General features: G+C 42.9%; 21 protein-coding genes. 16 read left to right on the top strand and 5 right to left on the bottom strand.

Annotation, left to right across the window (positions count from 1 at the left end):
- Positions 1-33: 33 nt before the first annotated feature.
- Positions 34-1,689: an L-aspartate oxidase gene (nadB, locus tag ICN17_RS09645; RefSeq protein ID WP_216237337.1), complete on the top strand. Its 1,656-nt coding sequence runs from the start codon at positions 34-36 to the stop codon at positions 1,687-1,689.
- Between the two features lie 18 nt (positions 1,690-1,707).
- On the opposite strand, the gene ICN17_RS09640 is transcribed toward nadB, so the two are convergent.
- The 3 genes from ICN17_RS09640 to ICN17_RS09630 are packed head-to-tail and all read right to left on the bottom strand — an operon-like array spanning position 1,708 to position 2,717.
- Positions 1,708-1,968: a hypothetical protein gene (locus tag ICN17_RS09640; RefSeq protein WP_216237336.1), complete on the bottom strand. Its 261-nt coding sequence runs from the start codon at positions 1,966-1,968 to the stop codon at positions 1,708-1,710.
- Between the two features lies 1 nt (position 1,969).
- Positions 1,970-2,206 (bottom strand): DUF1902 domain-containing protein, encoded by a 237-nt coding sequence (locus ICN17_RS09635; RefSeq protein ID WP_216237335.1) that lies wholly within the window; start codon positions 2,204-2,206, stop codon positions 1,970-1,972.
- Between the two features lie 13 nt (positions 2,207-2,219).
- Positions 2,220-2,717 (bottom strand): hypothetical protein, encoded by a 498-nt coding sequence (locus ICN17_RS09630; RefSeq protein ID WP_216237334.1) that lies wholly within the window; start codon positions 2,715-2,717, stop codon positions 2,220-2,222.
- 138 nt (positions 2,718-2,855) lie between these two features.
- On the opposite strand from ICN17_RS09630, the gene ICN17_RS09625 reads away from it, so the two are divergent.
- The gene (locus ICN17_RS09625) at positions 2,856-3,194 is read left to right on the top strand and encodes a hypothetical protein (protein WP_216237332.1); all 339 of its coding nucleotides are present in this window, start codon (positions 2,856-2,858) and stop codon (positions 3,192-3,194) included.
- Between the two features lie 5 nt (positions 3,195-3,199).
- Here the strand turns inward: ICN17_RS09625 and ICN17_RS09620 are convergent, their stop codons facing one another.
- Positions 3,200-3,967 (bottom strand): hypothetical protein, encoded by a 768-nt coding sequence (locus tag ICN17_RS09620; RefSeq protein ID WP_216237330.1) that lies wholly within the window; start codon positions 3,965-3,967, stop codon positions 3,200-3,202.
- A gap of 218 nt (positions 3,968-4,185) precedes the next feature.
- Here ICN17_RS09620 and ICN17_RS09615 point away from each other — a divergent pair, with 218 nt between their 5' ends.
- From ICN17_RS09615 to ICN17_RS09575, 9 genes are all read left to right on the top strand, one after another.
- The gene (locus ICN17_RS09615; RefSeq protein ID WP_216237328.1) at positions 4,186-4,482 is read left to right on the top strand and encodes a hypothetical protein; all 297 of its coding nucleotides are present in this window, start codon (positions 4,186-4,188) and stop codon (positions 4,480-4,482) included.
- Positions 4,483-4,584: 102 nt separating this feature from the next.
- Complete coding sequence (locus tag ICN17_RS09610) at positions 4,585-6,192, top strand: EAL and HDOD domain-containing protein (RefSeq protein ID WP_216237325.1); 1,608 nt, start codon at positions 4,585-4,587, stop codon at positions 6,190-6,192.
- Positions 6,193-6,227: 35 nt separating this feature from the next.
- Positions 6,228-6,554, top strand: coding sequence for a hypothetical protein (locus ICN17_RS09605; RefSeq protein WP_216237323.1), 327 nt, complete (start codon positions 6,228-6,230; stop codon positions 6,552-6,554).
- A gap of 403 nt (positions 6,555-6,957) precedes the next feature.
- Positions 6,958-7,362 carry a hypothetical protein gene (locus ICN17_RS09600; RefSeq protein WP_216237321.1) on the top strand — a complete coding sequence of 135 codons (405 nt, stop codon included), beginning with the start codon at positions 6,958-6,960 and terminating at the stop codon, positions 7,360-7,362.
- Positions 7,363-7,508: 146 nt separating this feature from the next.
- Entirely contained in the window at positions 7,509-8,825 is a 1,317-nt protein-coding gene (locus ICN17_RS09595; RefSeq protein ID WP_216237320.1) for an EAL and HDOD domain-containing protein, read from the top strand.
- A 53-nt stretch (positions 8,826-8,878) separates the two neighbouring features.
- Complete coding sequence (locus ICN17_RS09590; protein WP_216237317.1) at positions 8,879-9,529, top strand: response regulator transcription factor; 651 nt, start codon at positions 8,879-8,881, stop codon at positions 9,527-9,529.
- 142 nt (positions 9,530-9,671) lie between these two features.
- On the top strand, positions 9,672-9,959 hold the full coding sequence (locus tag ICN17_RS09585; RefSeq protein WP_216237315.1) for a flagellar protein FliT: 288 nt from the start codon (positions 9,672-9,674) through the stop codon (positions 9,957-9,959).
- A gap of 12 nt (positions 9,960-9,971) precedes the next feature.
- Positions 9,972-10,865 carry a flagellar hook-length control protein FliK gene (locus ICN17_RS10470; RefSeq protein WP_216237313.1) on the top strand — a complete coding sequence of 298 codons (894 nt, stop codon included), beginning with the start codon at positions 9,972-9,974 and terminating at the stop codon, positions 10,863-10,865.
- On the top strand, positions 10,858-11,130 hold the full coding sequence (locus ICN17_RS09575) for an EscU/YscU/HrcU family type III secretion system export apparatus switch protein (protein ID WP_216237311.1): 273 nt from the start codon (positions 10,858-10,860) through the stop codon (positions 11,128-11,130). The genes ICN17_RS10470 and ICN17_RS09575 overlap by 8 nt, the downstream gene beginning before the upstream one ends.
- A 4-nt stretch (positions 11,131-11,134) precedes the next feature.
- Here the strand turns inward: ICN17_RS09575 and fliE are convergent, their stop codons facing one another.
- Complete coding sequence (gene fliE, locus ICN17_RS09570; protein ID WP_216237309.1) at positions 11,135-11,515, bottom strand: flagellar hook-basal body complex protein FliE; 381 nt, start codon at positions 11,513-11,515, stop codon at positions 11,135-11,137.
- 200 nt (positions 11,516-11,715) lie between these two features.
- Between fliE and fliF the strand changes: the two genes are divergently transcribed.
- The 5 genes from fliF to fliJ are packed head-to-tail and all read left to right on the top strand — an operon-like array spanning position 11,716 to position 16,878.
- Positions 11,716-13,368, top strand: coding sequence for a flagellar basal-body MS-ring/collar protein FliF (gene fliF / locus ICN17_RS09565; RefSeq protein WP_370625976.1), 1,653 nt, complete (start codon positions 11,716-11,718; stop codon positions 13,366-13,368).
- Positions 13,355-14,359 (top strand): flagellar motor switch protein FliG, encoded by a 1,005-nt coding sequence (fliG, locus tag ICN17_RS09560; protein ID WP_216237307.1) that lies wholly within the window; start codon positions 13,355-13,357, stop codon positions 14,357-14,359. Before fliF ends, fliG begins: the two co-directional genes overlap by 14 nt.
- Entirely contained in the window at positions 14,352-14,984 is a 633-nt protein-coding gene (locus tag ICN17_RS09555; protein WP_216237305.1) for a FliH/SctL family protein, read from the top strand. Before fliG ends, ICN17_RS09555 begins: the two co-directional genes overlap by 8 nt.
- On the top strand, positions 14,984-16,426 hold the full coding sequence (fliI, locus tag ICN17_RS09550) for a flagellar protein export ATPase FliI (RefSeq protein ID WP_216237303.1): 1,443 nt from the start codon (positions 14,984-14,986) through the stop codon (positions 16,424-16,426). The genes ICN17_RS09555 and fliI overlap by 1 nt, the downstream gene beginning before the upstream one ends.
- Positions 16,423-16,878: a flagellar export protein FliJ gene (gene fliJ, locus ICN17_RS09545; RefSeq protein ID WP_216237302.1), complete on the top strand. Its 456-nt coding sequence runs from the start codon at positions 16,423-16,425 to the stop codon at positions 16,876-16,878. Before fliI ends, fliJ begins: the two co-directional genes overlap by 4 nt.
- Positions 16,879-16,882: the final 4 nt, after the last annotated feature.

Here is a 16,882-nt window from a genome sequence, read left to right as displayed (position 1 = left end):
CTAATTTCATTTGCCCTTTAGAATGAACCTTCTATGGCCAGTTCAAAACCCACTCCTTCCCAGGCTCAAGCTGAATTACCTGTCCTCATTATTGGGGCAGGTCTTGCCGGTTTAACAGTAGCCTTACGCACAGCTCAATCTCAGCCCGTGATTTTGATGGCTAAGCGCGGCTTAGGTGAGGCCGCTACTGCTTGGGCACAAGGCGGTATCGTTGGGGTCGTTGACAAGGAGCACGACAGCATTGATTCTCATGTGGCCGACACAATTGATGCTGGCGCAGGTTTAGTGGTTGAATCAACAGCACGCTTTATCGCTGAAGAAAGTGCTGATGCTATTAAGTGGTTGGTAGAGCAGGGTGTTCCCTTTACAGCCGATGAGAGTGGGCCGATGGGTTTGCATTTAACCCGCGAGGGTGGTCATAGTCATCGTCGTATTGCACACGCTGCCGATGCCACTGGTAAGGCAATTCACGAAGTTCTATTGGATAAAGCTAGAGCCCATAAAAATATTCAGATCCTAGAGCATTGGATTGCGCTGGATCTTATTACCAATCGCCATCTTGATGCTAAGACCCAACGTAGCAAACCAAATCGTTGTTATGGCGTGTATGCTTTAGATATCAAAAATAATCGCGTAGAGACAATTCAGGCAAAGTCTGTAGTGCTTGCTACTGGTGGAGTGGGAAAGGTATATCGCTACACGAGTAATCCAGATACTGCAACAGGGGATGGAATCGCGATGGCTTGGCGTGCAGGTTGTCGTGTTGGCAATATGGAGTTTATTCAGTTTCATCCAACCTGTTTGTATCACCCCAGTGATCGCACCTTTTTAATTACAGAAGCTATGCGAGGTGAGGGTGGGATCTTGAAATTGCCAGACGGCACTCGTTTTATGTCAGAGCATGATGAGCGTAAAGAGCTAGCGCCGCGGGATATTGTTGCAAGAGCAATCGATTTTGAGATGAAAAAACATGGCTTAGACTTTGTACATCTCGATGCAACCCATTTAGGTGCAGACTTTATTAAAGAGCATTTCCCCATGATTTATGCGCGTTGCTTAAGTCTTGGTTTGGATATTACCCAAGAGCCCATACCAGTTGTTCCTGCTGCGCACTATACCTGCGGGGGTGTGGTTACTGACCTGAAAGGCAGAACAGATTTACCAGGCTTATATGCAGTTGGCGAAGCTACGTATACTGGGCTTCATGGCGCCAATCGCTTAGCAAGTAATTCATTATTGGAGTGTGTAGTTATTGGTAAAGCGGCTGCACAAGATATCTCTGAACTTAAGGCCCCAGCAATGCCGACTCTACCCCTTTGGGATGAGAGTCAAGTAGAAGATGCTGATGAGCAGGTAGTCATTGCGCATAACTGGGATGAGTTGCGCTCTTTAATGTGGAACTATGTTGGCATTGTAAGAACCAATCGAAGACTTGAGCGCGCATTACATCGCATCAAATTACTTCGCTACGAAGTGCAAGAGTATTACGCCAACTTTAAGGTAACGCGAGATCTGATTGAGTTACGTAATTTACTAGAGTGCGCGGAGCTGATTGTTAGATCAGCCCTGATGCGAAGAGAGAGTAGGGGGCTGCACTATAGCCGTGATTATCCAGGCACTTGGGCTGTATCGTACCCTACTATTTTGACTCCGCAAGCAGAAGGAAGCTCAGAAAATCAAGAAAGCTAGCTTGATTGCTCCTGAATTTTATTCTTCAGTATTTTCATCTTCATCCTCACTCTCCTCAACAAGATGAGGCAGACCTGAAATGCTCAGCAGAATATTTGCAGCCTTGATTGAACGAATTTTGCTATCTACTGGAAAATGTAGGTTAGTTGCCGGAGAGTACCAAATATCATGATTGCCACGATGACCCGCTTGGATATATTCACAACCGGCAGCCTTAATTAAGTCAATAATCTTTGGTGTGAGAGATGCACCCATGGATTGAGAGTAGACGGTCACCATGCTATTTCTCCAGAGATTGAGTTTTTACAAACTTTCGCGCAACAATTTCAATGATGATTTGTTCTTCGGTTACCTGCTTGTTCAGAAGCAGCAACTCAGGAATGAGGGATTGTAGTTTTGTTGATAGCGCTTCAATACTATCGGCCTCAGCAATAAAACCAGGAATATCATTTGATGAGGCAATCCAAATGTTTTCAGTGTTGCACCATTCGGCAAAGACTAGGTAGATCCCTTTCATAGATTTCCTATATTTACATTGATTTGATTTTGACTGTTGTCTCTAGATTTTTCTTGTTTTCAATATTGCGTTGATTCTGAGCAACTTTAGCGTTATATTTTTCTAGTTCTGCAGCTCTTGCGTTAGCAAATGCGCCATAAGTAATCTTTCTCATATACAGTTTTTCCACTAACTTTTCAAAGTTCTGGAATGTTTCGGCCTGAGCTGCTTGCATGAACTCGGTCTCATTCTCTTTTCTATATTGTTTTCCTAAATTAATACATTCCGTTAGCGATGAGTTCCATTTTGAAATCACAGCCTTTTCATTTTTCTTGGGCTTTGACTTATTTGTGAGCATTTCAATAGTTTGATTACTTGGTCCAGCTAAGGCAACTTTGTTGCTAATCATCTGAAAATCAGGGTTCTCTGCTAGATTCGCAATACATGCTGTAGTTGGGTCCACCTCTTGTGCAAAGCCCAAGATTGGACTAGATAAAAGAGTGATGGCGAAAAGCGCTATAGAAGTTTTCATAATCTGGAATGGGTCAAAATATTTTAGAGTGTATCGTGTTGATTATATTAGGGGAAATAGCTAGATTGTTTTGAATATTTTGCTTCATAAGCCGTATGCTATGATAAAAATTAAACTTTTAATCCAGCGTTCTCTCCCATGATCCGAACCGCCGATAAGGATGTTGCTCGATCCCTATGCCGCTCTTTCAATCGCCACTTTTCAGAAGGTGTTGATGTGAAATCGAGCCTATTAATGATGATGAATTCCAATAAAAGTCATTATCCTGAACTTAGGTCTATTGATGCGGAAAAAGTACTTGCTTTGTTTAACGCTCAAATCAAGGTTTTTATGCCAAGCGAATTGAGAAATATGACTATCAATATCATTCGCCATGTGGTCACAACCCACATTAATCCCAATATTAGTTCGGTAGATGGATTTCAGCTGGGAATTTTGATTGATAGTGAAATTATTCCTTTAAATAAATGGTCTTAGGGCGTTTATTTGAAGATCGCAAGCATTTTCTCTGATTCAAGATTCATTTGAGAAACTAAATAATAGTTAATACTCTGCTGTTGATTTAGCTCTTGCAGCTTAATTTGTAGGGCTGTAGCGTCGATGTTTTCAGTCGCCGCAATATAACCTTCCAGACTGGCGCTGATGCTAGACGCAGCAGTTGAATTGGCAGCCATCGCCATAGAGTTAGCGCTCAACGAAGATTGCCCCGCGCTAATATTGGTGAGTTGGGTTGACAATACGTATATAGCTGATGTTGCAGCTCCTGAGGAGGTAATACTCAGGGCGGTACAAATTGCCCCAATTGAGTCTAGATTGATCCCGGCAATTGTCATTGCGGTAGCTGATCGAGTGGCCGTGCTAATGCCGACGTAGAAAACAGCGCCTGTAGTTCCAACTAGTAGGTTTGTACCATTTACGGTTGCATTTGAAGCGGTTGAAATAATTTGCTTTGCTAGCACCAGAAAAGTCGCATTCATATTCGACAAATCTGAATCTGAGAATGTACCGCTCGAGGCGCTGCTGGCCAGTGTTTGCAGCTGATAGACAAGACTAGTGGCGCTATCTAAACCCGTTCTCGCAACATCAATAATATTTTGGGTCTGATTAAGGCTTTGCTGTCTCACTGCCCAAAGGCTAATTTCAAGGGCAATTGAGGTAGAAACGCTCCTATCAGCGGCATTGATATTGGGATTTTTTCCGGTAGCCAAACTGCGCTGGACATCATAAATACTTTGGTCAGTTTTTCTCACTGCAGCAGATAGAATTGGCCCTAAGGCTCTAGATAAATTGAGCATAATTAGTTTTCAATAGATATTTTTCGTAAAAGGAAGCCCCATCCCCTTGTTTACGGCTATTTTTAGTAAAGCTTTAGCGAATTCATGAAAAAATATTTTTTTCCTAGGATGGCCATTGGATTAGCCCTTAAGCCACTTGCTCGGCGCGCATAAAGATGTAAAATTACTTCAATATGAGTGAAACCCTAATTCCTGTAATTTTTATCATTGTCACGATAGCTTTTGTTGCTATAGCGGCTTACGCAATTAAGCTCAATGATTCTTTTGACGTGTTAAATAACAGTCAAAAATCGATGCATACGATTTTGCGGGAAACCCAGACTGAAAGCAGAAGTAATACTGATGCCATTATGGTTACTCGGGATAAGTTAGCGGATGCAATTAAAAAGCTCGAGGAAATCGAAGCGCTGATTGCAAGCTTAAATTTGGCCAAAGAACAGGTAAAGCAGCAGGTCAAAAAGACCCCGTAATTTTGACCTTTGCCCTTATGGGTAAGGTTCACTACTTATTGCATTTCCTATGCAAAGGGAATACATTTTTAACTCGATCAAATTGAATGAATTTAGGTAATTATGGGATTCTTTTCTAAATTTAAGAGTAGTAAGCCAGAAGAGCCAGAAGAGCTTGTATTGCCAGATCCAATTGAGCCAGAGAATGCCTATTTTGGCCGCGAGCCGATTGTGGATAAAAATAGCGTATTGATGGGCTTTGAGTTGTTCTTCAGAATGGGTACTGAAGCAGATGCAGAGCGTGCAAATGCAATTGCCTTAAGGCGCGCGGAAATGATTGCCGCAGGCGCGACTCCCGAAGAAATCGCAGAAAAGGATTTAAATCCAGATTCCTACTTGCCATCCGAAGATGATGACAATACTTCTGCTGAATCTGAAGGCGCTACTGAAGGGGCTCAAGAGCAGCAGGTCGAGACCCCAAGCGAGTCTCCCGAGGAGGCTGAAGCTACAACAGAGGAGTTGCCAGAGCAGCCTCCAGAGCCATTTGTAAAGCTCAGTGAAATCATGCGTGCTCTGCGTGAAAAGGGAGTGGCAAATTCACTTGGTCGTCAAATTGGCTTCATTAAGGTTAATAGAGAAATTTTGCTAGATAAGAAGTTGAGGTCAGTGCCTGCGCTTAAGTTTGCTTTGGAGATTCCCCATAAGCTTTTGGCTGATCCAGATGTTTTGAAGGAATGCGAAAGCCTCAATAGAGTTAAATATCAACTAGTACTTACCGATTTTGACCACCTATTTGAGGGTCACCAAGAGATTTTGCCGCTTTTCAAGTTTGTAAAGCTTGATCCGGCCCATAGCAATCCTGAGCAATTAAAAGCAATTATTGAGAAATGCCATGAGCTTGAAATCCGGGCTCTCGCTACTGATGTCAACACGGTAGAGGCATTCCATCAGGCTAAAGAGCTTGGCTTTGATTTATTTGAGGGCTACTTTTTTACTCACGCTGCCCCAGAAACATCTTTGCATAGAGATGAAAAGCATTTCAAGCTTTTGAAGCTACTCACGCTGCTACTCTCCAACCCTGAATTGTCTCAATTGGATTCTGAGCTTTCTGAAAATCCAACTGTGGCCAAGCATCTTATTAAGATTGCTGAAATTGAAGGAAAGAGAAAACACCGTAAGGTTGAAAACGTCCGTGATGCCGTTGTTCTTTCCGGGATTAAGCGGATTACTCGATGGACACAGCTATTGCTATATGCGAACAACAACGCAGGCGTTCATTTAGATTCCCTTCCTTTATTGCAGCACGTTTGCGTAAGGGCGTTCTTTATGGAGAATGCTGCGGGCCGTCTTGGTGCTGGCGGCGGCCTTGCTTCTACCGATTTGGCTTTCTTGACCGGTGGACTGTCATTGGTTGAGGTGCTGTTTGATAAGCCTAGCCGTGAAGTGCTCCAAGACTTTAATTTGCCCCACGTTGTGGTTGATGCGATTTCTGATGGAAGTGGCTTTTTAGGACAATTACTTGAATTGGCTCGTGCTGCTGAGTTGGGTGATGAAGATAAGATGCGCCTATTAGCGGTAGATGACCTAGAGCCATTAACAATGCAGGCTATTGCAGACGATTCCCTGCACGCTATTCGAAGCTTCGTTCAGCAGACACAAGAAGAGCCAGATGAAGACGAGTGGCCTGATGCAGAGGTTGAAGAGGCTGCAGACGAGCAGTCGAGTACATAATGCATGCTGTTGTCTTAATATAAAAAGGCTAGATCATGAGCTTTCGTAAAACATTGCTGCTATTCCCTGTAGTTTTGGCCGCCTTAAGCTCAGGACTTGCCTTTTCCCACCCTATTGGGGGCGGTCCAGTTGGTGGGCCGCAAATGGGTGGCGGACAAGTAGGTAGAAACCCTAGCTATCCTGCCGATGTATATCCCATTGTCGCGCCTTATGCCTACCCTACGAATACTCCTGGTGCCTATGACCCTATTAATTCACCCGCTGTACAGGGTGGTAGCTCGGTCACTAACGGCAATCGAACGATTAATGCAAATGGCACAACCTGCACTGTGCAAGCTGATGGTAAAAAGATCTGCAATTGAGCATTTAAACCAATGATTTCAGGGGAAGATGTGCCCAAAAATGAGGCTCAAGCGCTCATTTCGCATCTGGAGCAGTTAATCCATGATCTGGGTCAGCCCCTTTTGGTGATCCGATTTGCTATCGAACTATTGTCATCTAAGTCTGAAATGATCTCTCAGGAGGATTTGGCCGCAAAAATTACCCTAATTAGCCAGGCTATCAGTGAATCTAGCGCGATTTCTAATGCTTTAAATGAGGATTTGCAAAAATTAAAGAAATTTCTTTGATATTCATTAAAGTTTCCGAAATGGATGTCGTAAAGAAACTCATGGGAAGTGTATTAAAAGTTAGTTTTTTGGCTTTTGTGCATTTTTAATATATTTAACGTAATTTAGGAGATATTCTTTAGTTAGAGGAGGTCATATGAATATGCAGATAAATTCAATTTCATCTTATGGTGGTTCACCTGACCCATCTACTCAAGATATTAGAAGCAGATATCTGGGTGCTTTAAGCGCAGCCTTGCGCAGCGGAGATATTGATGCAGCGCAACAAGCTCTATTAGGTTTTGTTGGAAGCGGCGGTATTATTTCACCGAGCACACTCTTTGAGAGGCTTGAGCGTTCCTTGAGTTCTGGTGATAAAACCCAAATGGATCAACTATCTAGAGATATTGCTAATTCCCAGGAAGCGCAGCAGCAGAATAAGGTAGCTGGGCCTAATAATCCGCATAGCTCTGGCAATCCTAGCAATCCTACGGTTGATCACACTGATCATTCTCTATTGGTTGGCGCTAGTTTGGGCTCCCTAATTAATACTTCCGCCTAAATCCTACCTAGGTAGTCTCAAAATAGAATAGAGTGCTATTTATGCCTCTATTCAGCGGATTGAATCCGTTTTCCCCACATTACATTGCTTATATCCTATGGTGATATCCAGGGGGTATTTATTCTTTTTTCGCGAAATGGGGACACATGATTCAGTCTGATCCGGTGCTGATGGATGCAAATTCTGCGGATATTTTTCTGGGTAGAAATCCGATCCTCGATATTCGTGGAAAAATCGTTGCCTACGAAATGCTATTTCGTTCTAAGGAAAGCTTAGACAATCATACTGACGATGATGATTTAGCGGTTAGTAGCAATATCATCATTAATGCAATGAGCCACTTTGGTCTTGAAAGTGTTCTTGGCGATGTAGATGGATTTATTCCTGTTTCTGAGAAGATGCTTGTTAGCAACACCATCGATTTATTACCTCCGCGAAGAATTGTTCTAGAGTTAATTGATTTCTCTCGCTTTGGTGAAGATGCTATTACGCGCCTTCAGTCTCTAAAAAGAAAAGGCTTTCGTTTCGCTGTTGAGTGGATCAACTTTTCTATGGCGAATGAAAAAATTGTTCCCTTACTTGACTATATTAAGGTCAATCTTGCGTTGACGATGGCAGATGGTAAGTCAGTAGTTTTAAATCAATTATCGCAACCGAATTTCAAAGCGCTGGTCGCTGATATTCGGAAACAATCTCCAACACTTGCTATTTTTGCGTCACATGTTCAGACGGAAGCTGATTTTGATTTATGTAAAGACCTTGGTATTAAACTTTTCCAGGGAGAGTATTTCTCTCAGCCAACCCTACTCAAAGGCAAGAAACCAAAAGCCGAGCAATTAAGTCTTATTCAGGTCATTGGCTTGCTGTTTAAAGATTCAGACATTGCTGCAATAGAGCCATATTTTAAAAATAGCCCAGACTTAACTTTGGGTTTGTTGCGTCTAGTCAACTCCGTTGGGATTGGCGGACATATGCAAATATCTAGCGTGCGTCAAGCTTTAGTAGTGCTAGGTCAAAAACAATTACTCCAATGGATGATGCTGTTGGTCTACACCCAATCAGGCTCAAAACTAAATACTGATTTACAGCAAAGGGTGGTTAACCGCGCTAAGTTCCTCGAGCTATTGTCTCAGCAAAATGATATTGCCCAACCAGGCACTAGCGATCAGGCATTTATGGTGGGAATGCTCTCTCTAATCAATCAGGTAACTGATTTATCTCTTGAGGAAGTTTTGGCCCAAATTCCGTTGGCAGAGAAGTTGCAAAATGGATTACTCCATCGAGAGGGCTTGTTTGGTCAATTGCTTAACCTTGCAGACGCTATTGAAGCTGTGAATTTTGATGAAATGGAATCCATCAGAAAGACATTGGGCCTGACTGCTGAGCAAATCACCAATATCCAAATTCAGGCTATTCAGTGGAGTAATGAGCTTAATAGCCAAATCAACCGGGCAAAATCCTAGTTTTTTGGTATATTCAGTTAGCCCTTAATTTAACTGAATAGGATTTTCCCAGCATGACCCTAATGAGGCATATCCGCCTAGCTTTGGCTGATGATCATGTTGTATTGAGAGAAGGGCTTGCGCAAATTCTTGCCACCTATCCCGGCATAGAAATTGCAGCTCAATTGGGTTCAGCTAATGAGGTTATTAAATACGTCTCAAATCATCTGATTGATTGTTTGATACTGGATCTAGATCTGGAAGATAAAAGTGGAATTGATGTTATCAAGACCATTCGGCGCGATAACAAAAAGTTGCCAATTCTGGTGTTATCTATGCACCCAGAAAATCTCTATGCAGTCAGGGTCCTAAAAGCGGGCGCTTCTGGATATATTACAAAGTCTTCTTCAACCGCTGACCTAGTAGGTGCAATTCGGCAGGTTGCTTCTAATGCCAAATACGTTAGTGCCAATGTTGCCAATATCTTGGCAACCCAGGCCTATGAGAAGAGCTTTGATGGGGACCCCCATCAATCCCTATCGGATCGTGAGTACCAATATCTGGTTATGGTTGCCTCTGGATTAACTCTGACTCAAATTGCGGATCGCATGAAGCTGTCTACCAAGACTATTAGCATGTACCGTTCCCGTGCATTAAAGAAAATGGGCATGACCAGTACGGCAGAATTAGCACACTACGCTATCAGAAATAACATTGTTTCCTAGTAGCCTTTAAATTTAATTGGTAGAGGGCTTTTTATGCCCTTTTACAGGCTTTGGTTTTGGTTAATATCGGTATGATCTATTTATTGAAATTTACCTCTAAATCTTTTTAAGTCCTATCAAATTGATCTCCCCCCCAAGCGATATGCTTTCTCTTTATGAGGCTGTAACTGAAATTAGCAAACAAATGCTTGAGGCAGCGCGTCGGGAAGATTGGAAATGCTATGGCCAGCTAGAGTTGCTATGTAAGGGCTATATCCACCAAATACCCATGCACAATGGTAAGGTTCAGCTAAGCGCGGATGCCTTGCAAAGAAAAGTGGCCTGCCTCAAGACAATTTTATCGAACGATAAAGAAATCATGGATTTAATGCAGCCATGGATGCTTCGTTTATCCGACATCATGGGCAGTAGTGAAGGACCTAGAAAGTAGTCATCTCATTCAGTGACAATTAAGCCAATTTCCGGTGCTGAATTTAATGCACTCAAAGACCATACTACGCAAGCTACTCGGCTTGTGGTCGGAATGCAATACATTGGTCGGGTAGTAGGAATTGATTCCGAAAATATTACCTCAGTAGAAATTGGTGATCAGGTATTCAGGATGCAATTACCTGAGACCCACAAGCTTGGCGAAAGCATCAATTTACGTTATTTAGGCGCTGACCCAAAGCCTACCTTTATGGTGCTTCAGCCCAACCCCGCATCCGTTCTGCCCAGTAATGTTTTGTTGAGTGCTGCAGGAAAGGTGGTTCTAGAGGCCTTATCCGCAACTGCACAATTTGATAATCTCAACCAAATTGATGGATCAGATATGGCACCCTTATTGACATCTGCAGGCAAGCCACAGATGTCGGCAATGGAGCTCCAAAATGCATTACGTTTTAGCGGTTTATTTTACGAATCGCATATAGCGAATTTTATCCAGGGCAAAAGAACGATTGAGCAACTACGCAAAGAGATACAAAACCAAAAGGATGTTAATCGCTCTGCCATTATCAGCAAGCAATTAGATGTCTTAGAAAAGCAGCAAATTCAGTGGGCTGGCATGATTTGGCCAAAGCAATATATGCAATGGACTATTAGCAGGGATAGCGGTGAGTCAAGCCCTGAAGCGCCTGAAGAAAAATCCTGTAAGAGCACCTTAGCACTAGATCTTCCGAATCTTGGAAAAATCATTTTTCATATTGTGATGAATCGTGATCGCATTCATATTCAGATTGAAGTTGCAAGTCGACAGTCTAGGCAAGTAGTTGAAGGGGCAGTTCCAAAGTTACGCAATCATTTTGATTCCTATACCAATAAACTCGATCATATTAGTGTTCTGAAAAATGGATAAAAATAATCCCAAATCAGTACAGCAAGCTGTCGCTTTAGCTTATGAACACGGAGACTTTTCCCCAAAGGTGCTAGCTTCTGGTCGAGGTATTGTTGCAGAGCAAATTATTCATGCTGCAATGGAAAATGATATCTATATTCATGAGTCAAAAGAGCTTGTAAGCCTGCTGATGCAGGTTGATCTGGATGACTATGTGCCCGAAGAGATGTATCGGGCTATTGCAGAAATTTTAGCTTGGGTATACGAACTAGAGCAGGGGCAGTAAGAACTTAGATCTGCATGTTCATGATGTCATGGTAGGCGGACACTAGCTTATTTCGGACTTGGACTGTTGCCTGAAAAGAGATACTGGCTTTTTGGGATGCAACCATCACATCGGAGAGATTAACGCTATCGTCCCCCATGGCAAAACTTTTGCCGAGTTCCACTGCTTTTGACTGGCTATTATTGACCTGATCCAGGGACGCCTTCAGGGCCTCTGAAAAATCAACTTTAGTCTGATTATTGACGGATTGGGGTGGGGTAGGCTTGACGAGCCCATTGATGCCCCCCACCATTGGGGAGTTATTAGTGGGCTGATTTTGGGCCGCTGCCTTCAATTGCGAAAGCATGGCTTGAATCTTGCCCGAATCTATTGCGCCAATTGCCATAATCTGTCTACCATTTCTATAACCTGGATGGAGCTTAATGTAGCAGTATTGCCCCCATTCAGTTAGGTCAATAAGCCGGAAAAAAACCCTCTATTCCTTCAATTGAAAGAAAATAAAGATGCAGATAATATGTCCAAAGATAGGGCTACTGTTTATGAGGTGGCCACAGGAATTCAATAATTGGCTAAAAGGAATGCGCAGTGGAAAAATTAATGGGGCGAATGAGTCTGAATGGCGAAAATAGCGGAAAGATGCTATTGGCCTTTGGTATTGCTGCAATCGTTGCCATTATTAGTGTCGTTCTAATGTGGAGTATGGGTGGAAAGTATAAGGTCGTCTTCTCAAACTTCAATGATAAGGATGGGGGCGCAATCGTAGCCGCATTAGAGCAAATGAATGTACCTTATAAGCTTGCTGATGGCGGGGCATCAATTTTGGTGCCCGATGATCAGGTTTATCAAACCAGATTGAGGCTTGCAGCGATGGGCCTACCGAGAGCTGGAAATGTTGGATTTGAGCTCTTGGAAAATCAAAAATTTGGCGTGTCTCAGTTTGTAGAGCAGGTCAATTATCAGCGTGCCTTAGAGGGTGAGCTTGAGAGAAGCATTCAAGCTATCTCGGGTGTCGATAATGCACGCGTTCACCTCGCCATTCCCAAATCAACAGTCTTCATTCGCGAAGATCAAAAGCCTACTGCTTCAGTATTAGTCAAATTGGCGCCGGGCCGCTCCTTAGAGCAGCGCCAAGTGAGTGCCATCGTGCATTTAGTCTCCAGTAGCGTTCCTAATTTATCTACATCAGGGGTGGATATTGTTGATAGCAGCGGTAATTTGTTATCCGATCAAGGCAAGAAGGGCGAAAAAACGCTTGATGCTAGCCAGATGAAATATGTCGATGAAATTCAACGTAACGTAGCTAAACGCGTTCAGTCAATCATCACACCGATTGTGGGTGCAAAAAATGTGAAAGCAGAAGCTAATGCTGAAATTGACTTCTCCACGATTGAAGAGGCGAATGAAATATTCAAGCCAAATCAGGATTTGAAGACAGCTGCCATTAGAAGTATGCAAACCTATGAGGCTAATCAGCCTGTTAGTGGTGCTAATTCAGGCGGCGGCACTGCTGGTGGAATACCTGGCGCTGCAAGCAATCAGCCAGCAGCAAATGCGAATGCGCCAATTGCCAATGCAAGAGCTGGAGCAGGGCCTGCTGGAGCGGCCGATGCCCCTACACCTCCGGTCATGGGCAGCGATAAGAAAACGCTCACCAATTACGAGATTAATAAGACTGTTACCTATGAGCAAAAATCGATGGGTGGTATTAAAAGACTATCTGTGGCAGTGGTTGTAAATAATAAGCAGGAAGTGGACAAAGATGGCAACATCACTAGTCGTCCTTTGAATGATGATGAAAAAGCTCAAATATCTGAGTTAGCTAAAAAGGCGATGGGCTTCAATGAGGAGCGCGGTGATAGCTTAACCGTAGTGAACACTCCATTTACTGACAATAAAATTAGCGATATTCCTGATCTACCCGTTTGGAAGAATCCGAGCTATCTAGATATGGCTAAAGAATCAGGTAAGATTATTCTGAGTATCATTATTGCTTTCCTGCTTTATAGAAAAGCGCTCAAGCCAATGATGTCTAAATGGGCTTCGGGTGAGAGCATATTCCCTGGGCGTGCCAAAGCAGCCCTCGCTTTTGAGGAAGATATGGACGATACGGGTATGCCAGTAATTAAGAAGTCGCCTTATCAGCGAGATATTGATAATGTGCAGTCTCTGGCCAAAGATAATCCAAAAGTTGTTGCTGACGTAGTATCTAACTGGGTGAGTGGAAATGCCTCCTCCTAATACAGACGGCCTTAGTAAAGCAGCGGTACTCATGCTCGCCCTTGGCGAGGAGGGTGCTTCTGAGGTAATGAAATACATCAGCCCAAGAGATGTTCAGCGCTTGGGTGGCATTATGGCGACCCTGAGAAGGGTAGAGCAAGCCGAAGTGGCTGCAACCTTGCGTGAGTTTTTTAGCGTAGCGGGTGAAGGCGCAGCATTAAACTTTGATACCGATGAATTTACTAGAAACGTATTAAGCAAGGCGCTCGGTAACGAGACCGCTAGTGGCTTGTTCCAACGAATCCTCGATAGTCGCGATTCAGAGGGTATTGAAAGTTTGAAGTGGATGGATGGAACTGCGGTTGCAGATTTAATCCGCTACGAACATCCGCAAATTATTGCAACCATCTTGGTGCATCTGGAGCCTGATCAGGCTTCACAGATCTTAACTTTATTTACAGAGGACTTGCGCAAGGATGTCATGCTTCGTATTGCCACTCTTGAGGAAATTAAGCCTGCTGCGCTCAAAGAGCTTAATGCAGTGTTAGGAAAATTACTTGCCACGAATCAAGCCGGTAGCAAAAAGCAGATTGGCGGAATACGTGCTGCCGCTGAAATTATGAACTTTATTACTGGCCCACAAGAAGTGATTTTGATGGATAGTTTTAAAGAGTATGACATCGATATGGCTCAAAAAATCATGGATGAGATGTTTGTATTTGACGACATCTTGGGCATTGATGACAAAGGCATTCAAACGATTCTTCGCGATGTTCAGTCTGAGGTATTGATTACTGCACTCAAGGGTACTGGTGCTGAGCTGAGAGAGAAAATCTTCAAAAATATGTCTACTCGTGCAGCAGACATGATGAGAGATGATTTGGAAAACAAAGGTCCAGTCAAATTGTCCGATGTCGAAGGGGCTCAAAAAGAAATCCTACAAATTGTTCGCACTCTATTTGAAGAGGGTCAAATCATGTTGAGCAATAAGGGTGATGAGTCTTATGTCTAATAGGGACAATAACTTAATATTTGTAGACCTTGTTCCACCAGGCTTTGCAAATCCAATGCCCAAGGAGGATCCGGATGCGGTTCCTCAGTTAACGGCTGAAGAAATTCAGGCGGTGATTGATAAAGCTTATGCCGAGGGGCATGATTCAGGGTTCAAAGATGGCTATTCCAAAGGAAAGTCTCTAGCGCATTCTGAGAATGCGGATGAAAGGCGTTCATTAGAGACTTTGGCCGGCACATTTAGTGCTGCTATTACAGCTAAAAATATCGATATTTGTGATGATGTCTTAAATCTGTCCTTAGCTATTGCTAAATCAATGATTCAGACAGAAATCAAAATTAATCCTCTCGTAATTAAAGCGATTATTAGCGAAGCAACAAAAAAATTCATTGATGCCAATGAATTAAAACTTACAGTTCACCCTGATGATGCAACTATTGTTCGGCAATATTTGCAAGAAGAGTTGGGTGCAATGCAATGGCAGCTGCTAGAAAATTCAGAAATTGATCGCGGCGGCTGTGTTGTAGAGACGGCCCAAAATGCGATCGATGCAAGTAATGAAGTTCGCTGGAAGGCAATTACTGAATCGCTGGGTAAGAATCTCGATTGGCATGAGGGAATGTAATGAAGCCCCATGTGAATCAGGATATTCAGCAAGATTTCACTGGCTTATTGTCCTGTTTTTTAAATAATTGCAATGAAGCACTCTCCAATGTAGAGACAATGCAGTTTGCTGGCCGTGTAGTAAAGGTAACTGGCTTGGTCATTGAAGTGTCAGGCATAGAGTTATCCGTCGGCAGCACTTGCGTCATTCCTTTGTCTGATAACAAATCTATTGAAGCAGAAGTTGTTGGTTTTGATAAGCAAAAACTTTTTTTAATGCCTCAGGGTAGTACTGAAGGCTTATCGCCCGGCACTAAAGTGTATTTAAAGAGCATGCCTGCAAAGTATGGACGCTTATTTGCAGACGCACAGAATGATAAAAATCACCGTGAAGTAACGAATTCTTATAGTGCGCAATTGCCAGTTGGCTCCCAATTATTAGGCAGAGTATTAGATGCCTCAGGGCGACCCATTGATGATCTTGGACCATTGAATGCCGAGCATTTCTCTTCGCTTCAATCCGAACCTATCAATCCTTTAAAGCGATCCCCGATCGATCATATTTTGGATGTTGGGGTACGAGCTATTAATGGATTACTGACGGTAGGCCGAGGCCAGCGTATGGGTTTATTTGCTGGATCTGGAGTCGGTAAAAGTATTTTGCTAGGGATGATGGCAAGGTATACCGATGCGGACATTATTGTTGTTGGTTTAATTGGTGAGCGCGGCCGGGAAGTAAAAGAATTTATTGAGAATATCTTAGGTGAAGATGGCTTAAAGAGATCAGTTGTGATCGCCTCTCCAGCAGATGAATCACCTTTAATGCGAGTTCAAGCTGCTAACTACTGCTCAAGTGTTGCTGAGTTCTTCCGTGATGAAGGCAAACATGTTTTGTTGATCATGGATTCGCTTACTAGATTTGCAATGGCACAACGTGAAATTGCCTTGGCTGTTGGAGAGCCTCCAGCAACCAAGGGTTATCCGCCGTCAGTATTTGCAAAGCTACCAAAATTAGTAGAGCGTGCCGGCAATAGTGATGTTGGTGGCGGTACGATTACTGCTTTTTATACAGTGCTGACAGAGGGTGATGATCAGCAAGATCCAATCGCTGATTCTGCACGTTCAATTTTAGATGGCCATATTGTTTTAGATCGAGCATTAGCGGAAGCTGGACATTATCCAGCTATTAACGTAGAGCAATCGATCAGTCGTGTGATGCATAGCATCATTAAAGAAGATCATCGAGTACACGCGCAAAAATTAAAGCAGCTCAATGCAAAATATAGTCGTAACTTAGATTTAATCAACGTTGGCGCTTATGTCAATGGGGCTGACTCGATACTGGATGAAGCCATCCTAAAACATAGCTCAATAGAAAAATTCTTGATTCAAGATTTGAATGTAAGAGCTAGTATCCAGGAGAGCCTTGATGGTATGCAAACTATTTTGGAGAGCACCTCATGAGCTATTCATCTCAGGCCATGCTCTTACTTTTAAAGTTAGCCAAGCGAGAGGTTGATGTAGCTGCCGAACAGTTGGCAAAAGCACATCGTGCTGTGAATGAGTCTAAAGCCCAAAAAGAGCAGCTTTTATTTTATAGACATGAGTATGTTGTAAAAAATGCAGTGCGTCTTTCTCAGGGAATGACTGTTACAGACTTACAAAATTTCCAAGCTTTTTTAGACAGCATTGACTCTGCCATCAAAAGTCAAGAGGTAGTGATTGAACAATATCTTGAAGTCGTGAAGATGCACATGAAGTTTTGGCAAACTTGTGAGGCAAAGAAACGAAAGTATGAAATACTGATTGAAAAGAATAAGCAAGAAAAACGTGTATTAGAGCAAAAATCAGAGCAAAAATTAATGGATGAGTTTGCGATTACTCATCGCCAGTTCCAGGCAGTAGTTTTCCACTGAAAAT

This window comes from Polynucleobacter sp. 73C-SIWE (genome assembly GCF_018882465.1).
Classification (GTDB): domain Bacteria; phylum Pseudomonadota; class Gammaproteobacteria; order Burkholderiales; family Burkholderiaceae; genus Polynucleobacter.
Note: the sequence above shows the minus strand (reverse complement) of the source record. Positions and strands in the feature narration are given on the sequence as shown.

Coding starts and splice junctions, on each gene's coding strand:
- nadB (WP_216237337.1), top strand. CDS start 34: ATGGCCAGTTCAAAACCCACTCCTTCCCAGGCTCAAGCTGAATTACCT.
- ICN17_RS09640 (WP_216237336.1), bottom strand. CDS start 1,968: ATGGTGACCGTCTACTCTCAATCCATGGGTGCATCTCTCACACCAAAG.
- ICN17_RS09635 (WP_216237335.1), bottom strand. CDS start 2,206: ATGAAAGGGATCTACCTAGTCTTTGCCGAATGGTGCAACACTGAAAAC.
- ICN17_RS09630 (WP_216237334.1), bottom strand. CDS start 2,717: ATGAAAACTTCTATAGCGCTTTTCGCCATCACTCTTTTATCTAGTCCA.
- ICN17_RS09625 (WP_216237332.1), top strand. CDS start 2,856: ATGATCCGAACCGCCGATAAGGATGTTGCTCGATCCCTATGCCGCTCT.
- ICN17_RS09615 (WP_216237328.1), top strand. CDS start 4,186: ATGAGTGAAACCCTAATTCCTGTAATTTTTATCATTGTCACGATAGCT.
- ICN17_RS09610 (WP_216237325.1), top strand. CDS start 4,585: ATGGGATTCTTTTCTAAATTTAAGAGTAGTAAGCCAGAAGAGCCAGAA.
- ICN17_RS09605 (WP_216237323.1), top strand. CDS start 6,228: ATGAGCTTTCGTAAAACATTGCTGCTATTCCCTGTAGTTTTGGCCGCC.
- ICN17_RS09600 (WP_216237321.1), top strand. CDS start 6,958: ATGAATATGCAGATAAATTCAATTTCATCTTATGGTGGTTCACCTGAC.
- ICN17_RS09595 (WP_216237320.1), top strand. CDS start 7,509: ATGATTCAGTCTGATCCGGTGCTGATGGATGCAAATTCTGCGGATATT.
- ICN17_RS09590 (WP_216237317.1), top strand. CDS start 8,879: ATGACCCTAATGAGGCATATCCGCCTAGCTTTGGCTGATGATCATGTT.
- ICN17_RS09585 (WP_216237315.1), top strand. CDS start 9,672: ATGCTTTCTCTTTATGAGGCTGTAACTGAAATTAGCAAACAAATGCTT.
- ICN17_RS09575 (WP_216237311.1), top strand. CDS start 10,858: ATGGATAAAAATAATCCCAAATCAGTACAGCAAGCTGTCGCTTTAGCT.
- fliE (WP_216237309.1), bottom strand. CDS start 11,515: ATGGCAATTGGCGCAATAGATTCGGGCAAGATTCAAGCCATGCTTTCG.
- fliG (WP_216237307.1), top strand. CDS start 13,355: ATGCCTCCTCCTAATACAGACGGCCTTAGTAAAGCAGCGGTACTCATG.
- ICN17_RS09555 (WP_216237305.1), top strand. CDS start 14,352: ATGTCTAATAGGGACAATAACTTAATATTTGTAGACCTTGTTCCACCA.
- fliI (WP_216237303.1), top strand. CDS start 14,984: ATGAAGCCCCATGTGAATCAGGATATTCAGCAAGATTTCACTGGCTTA.
- fliJ (WP_216237302.1), top strand. CDS start 16,423: ATGAGCTATTCATCTCAGGCCATGCTCTTACTTTTAAAGTTAGCCAAG.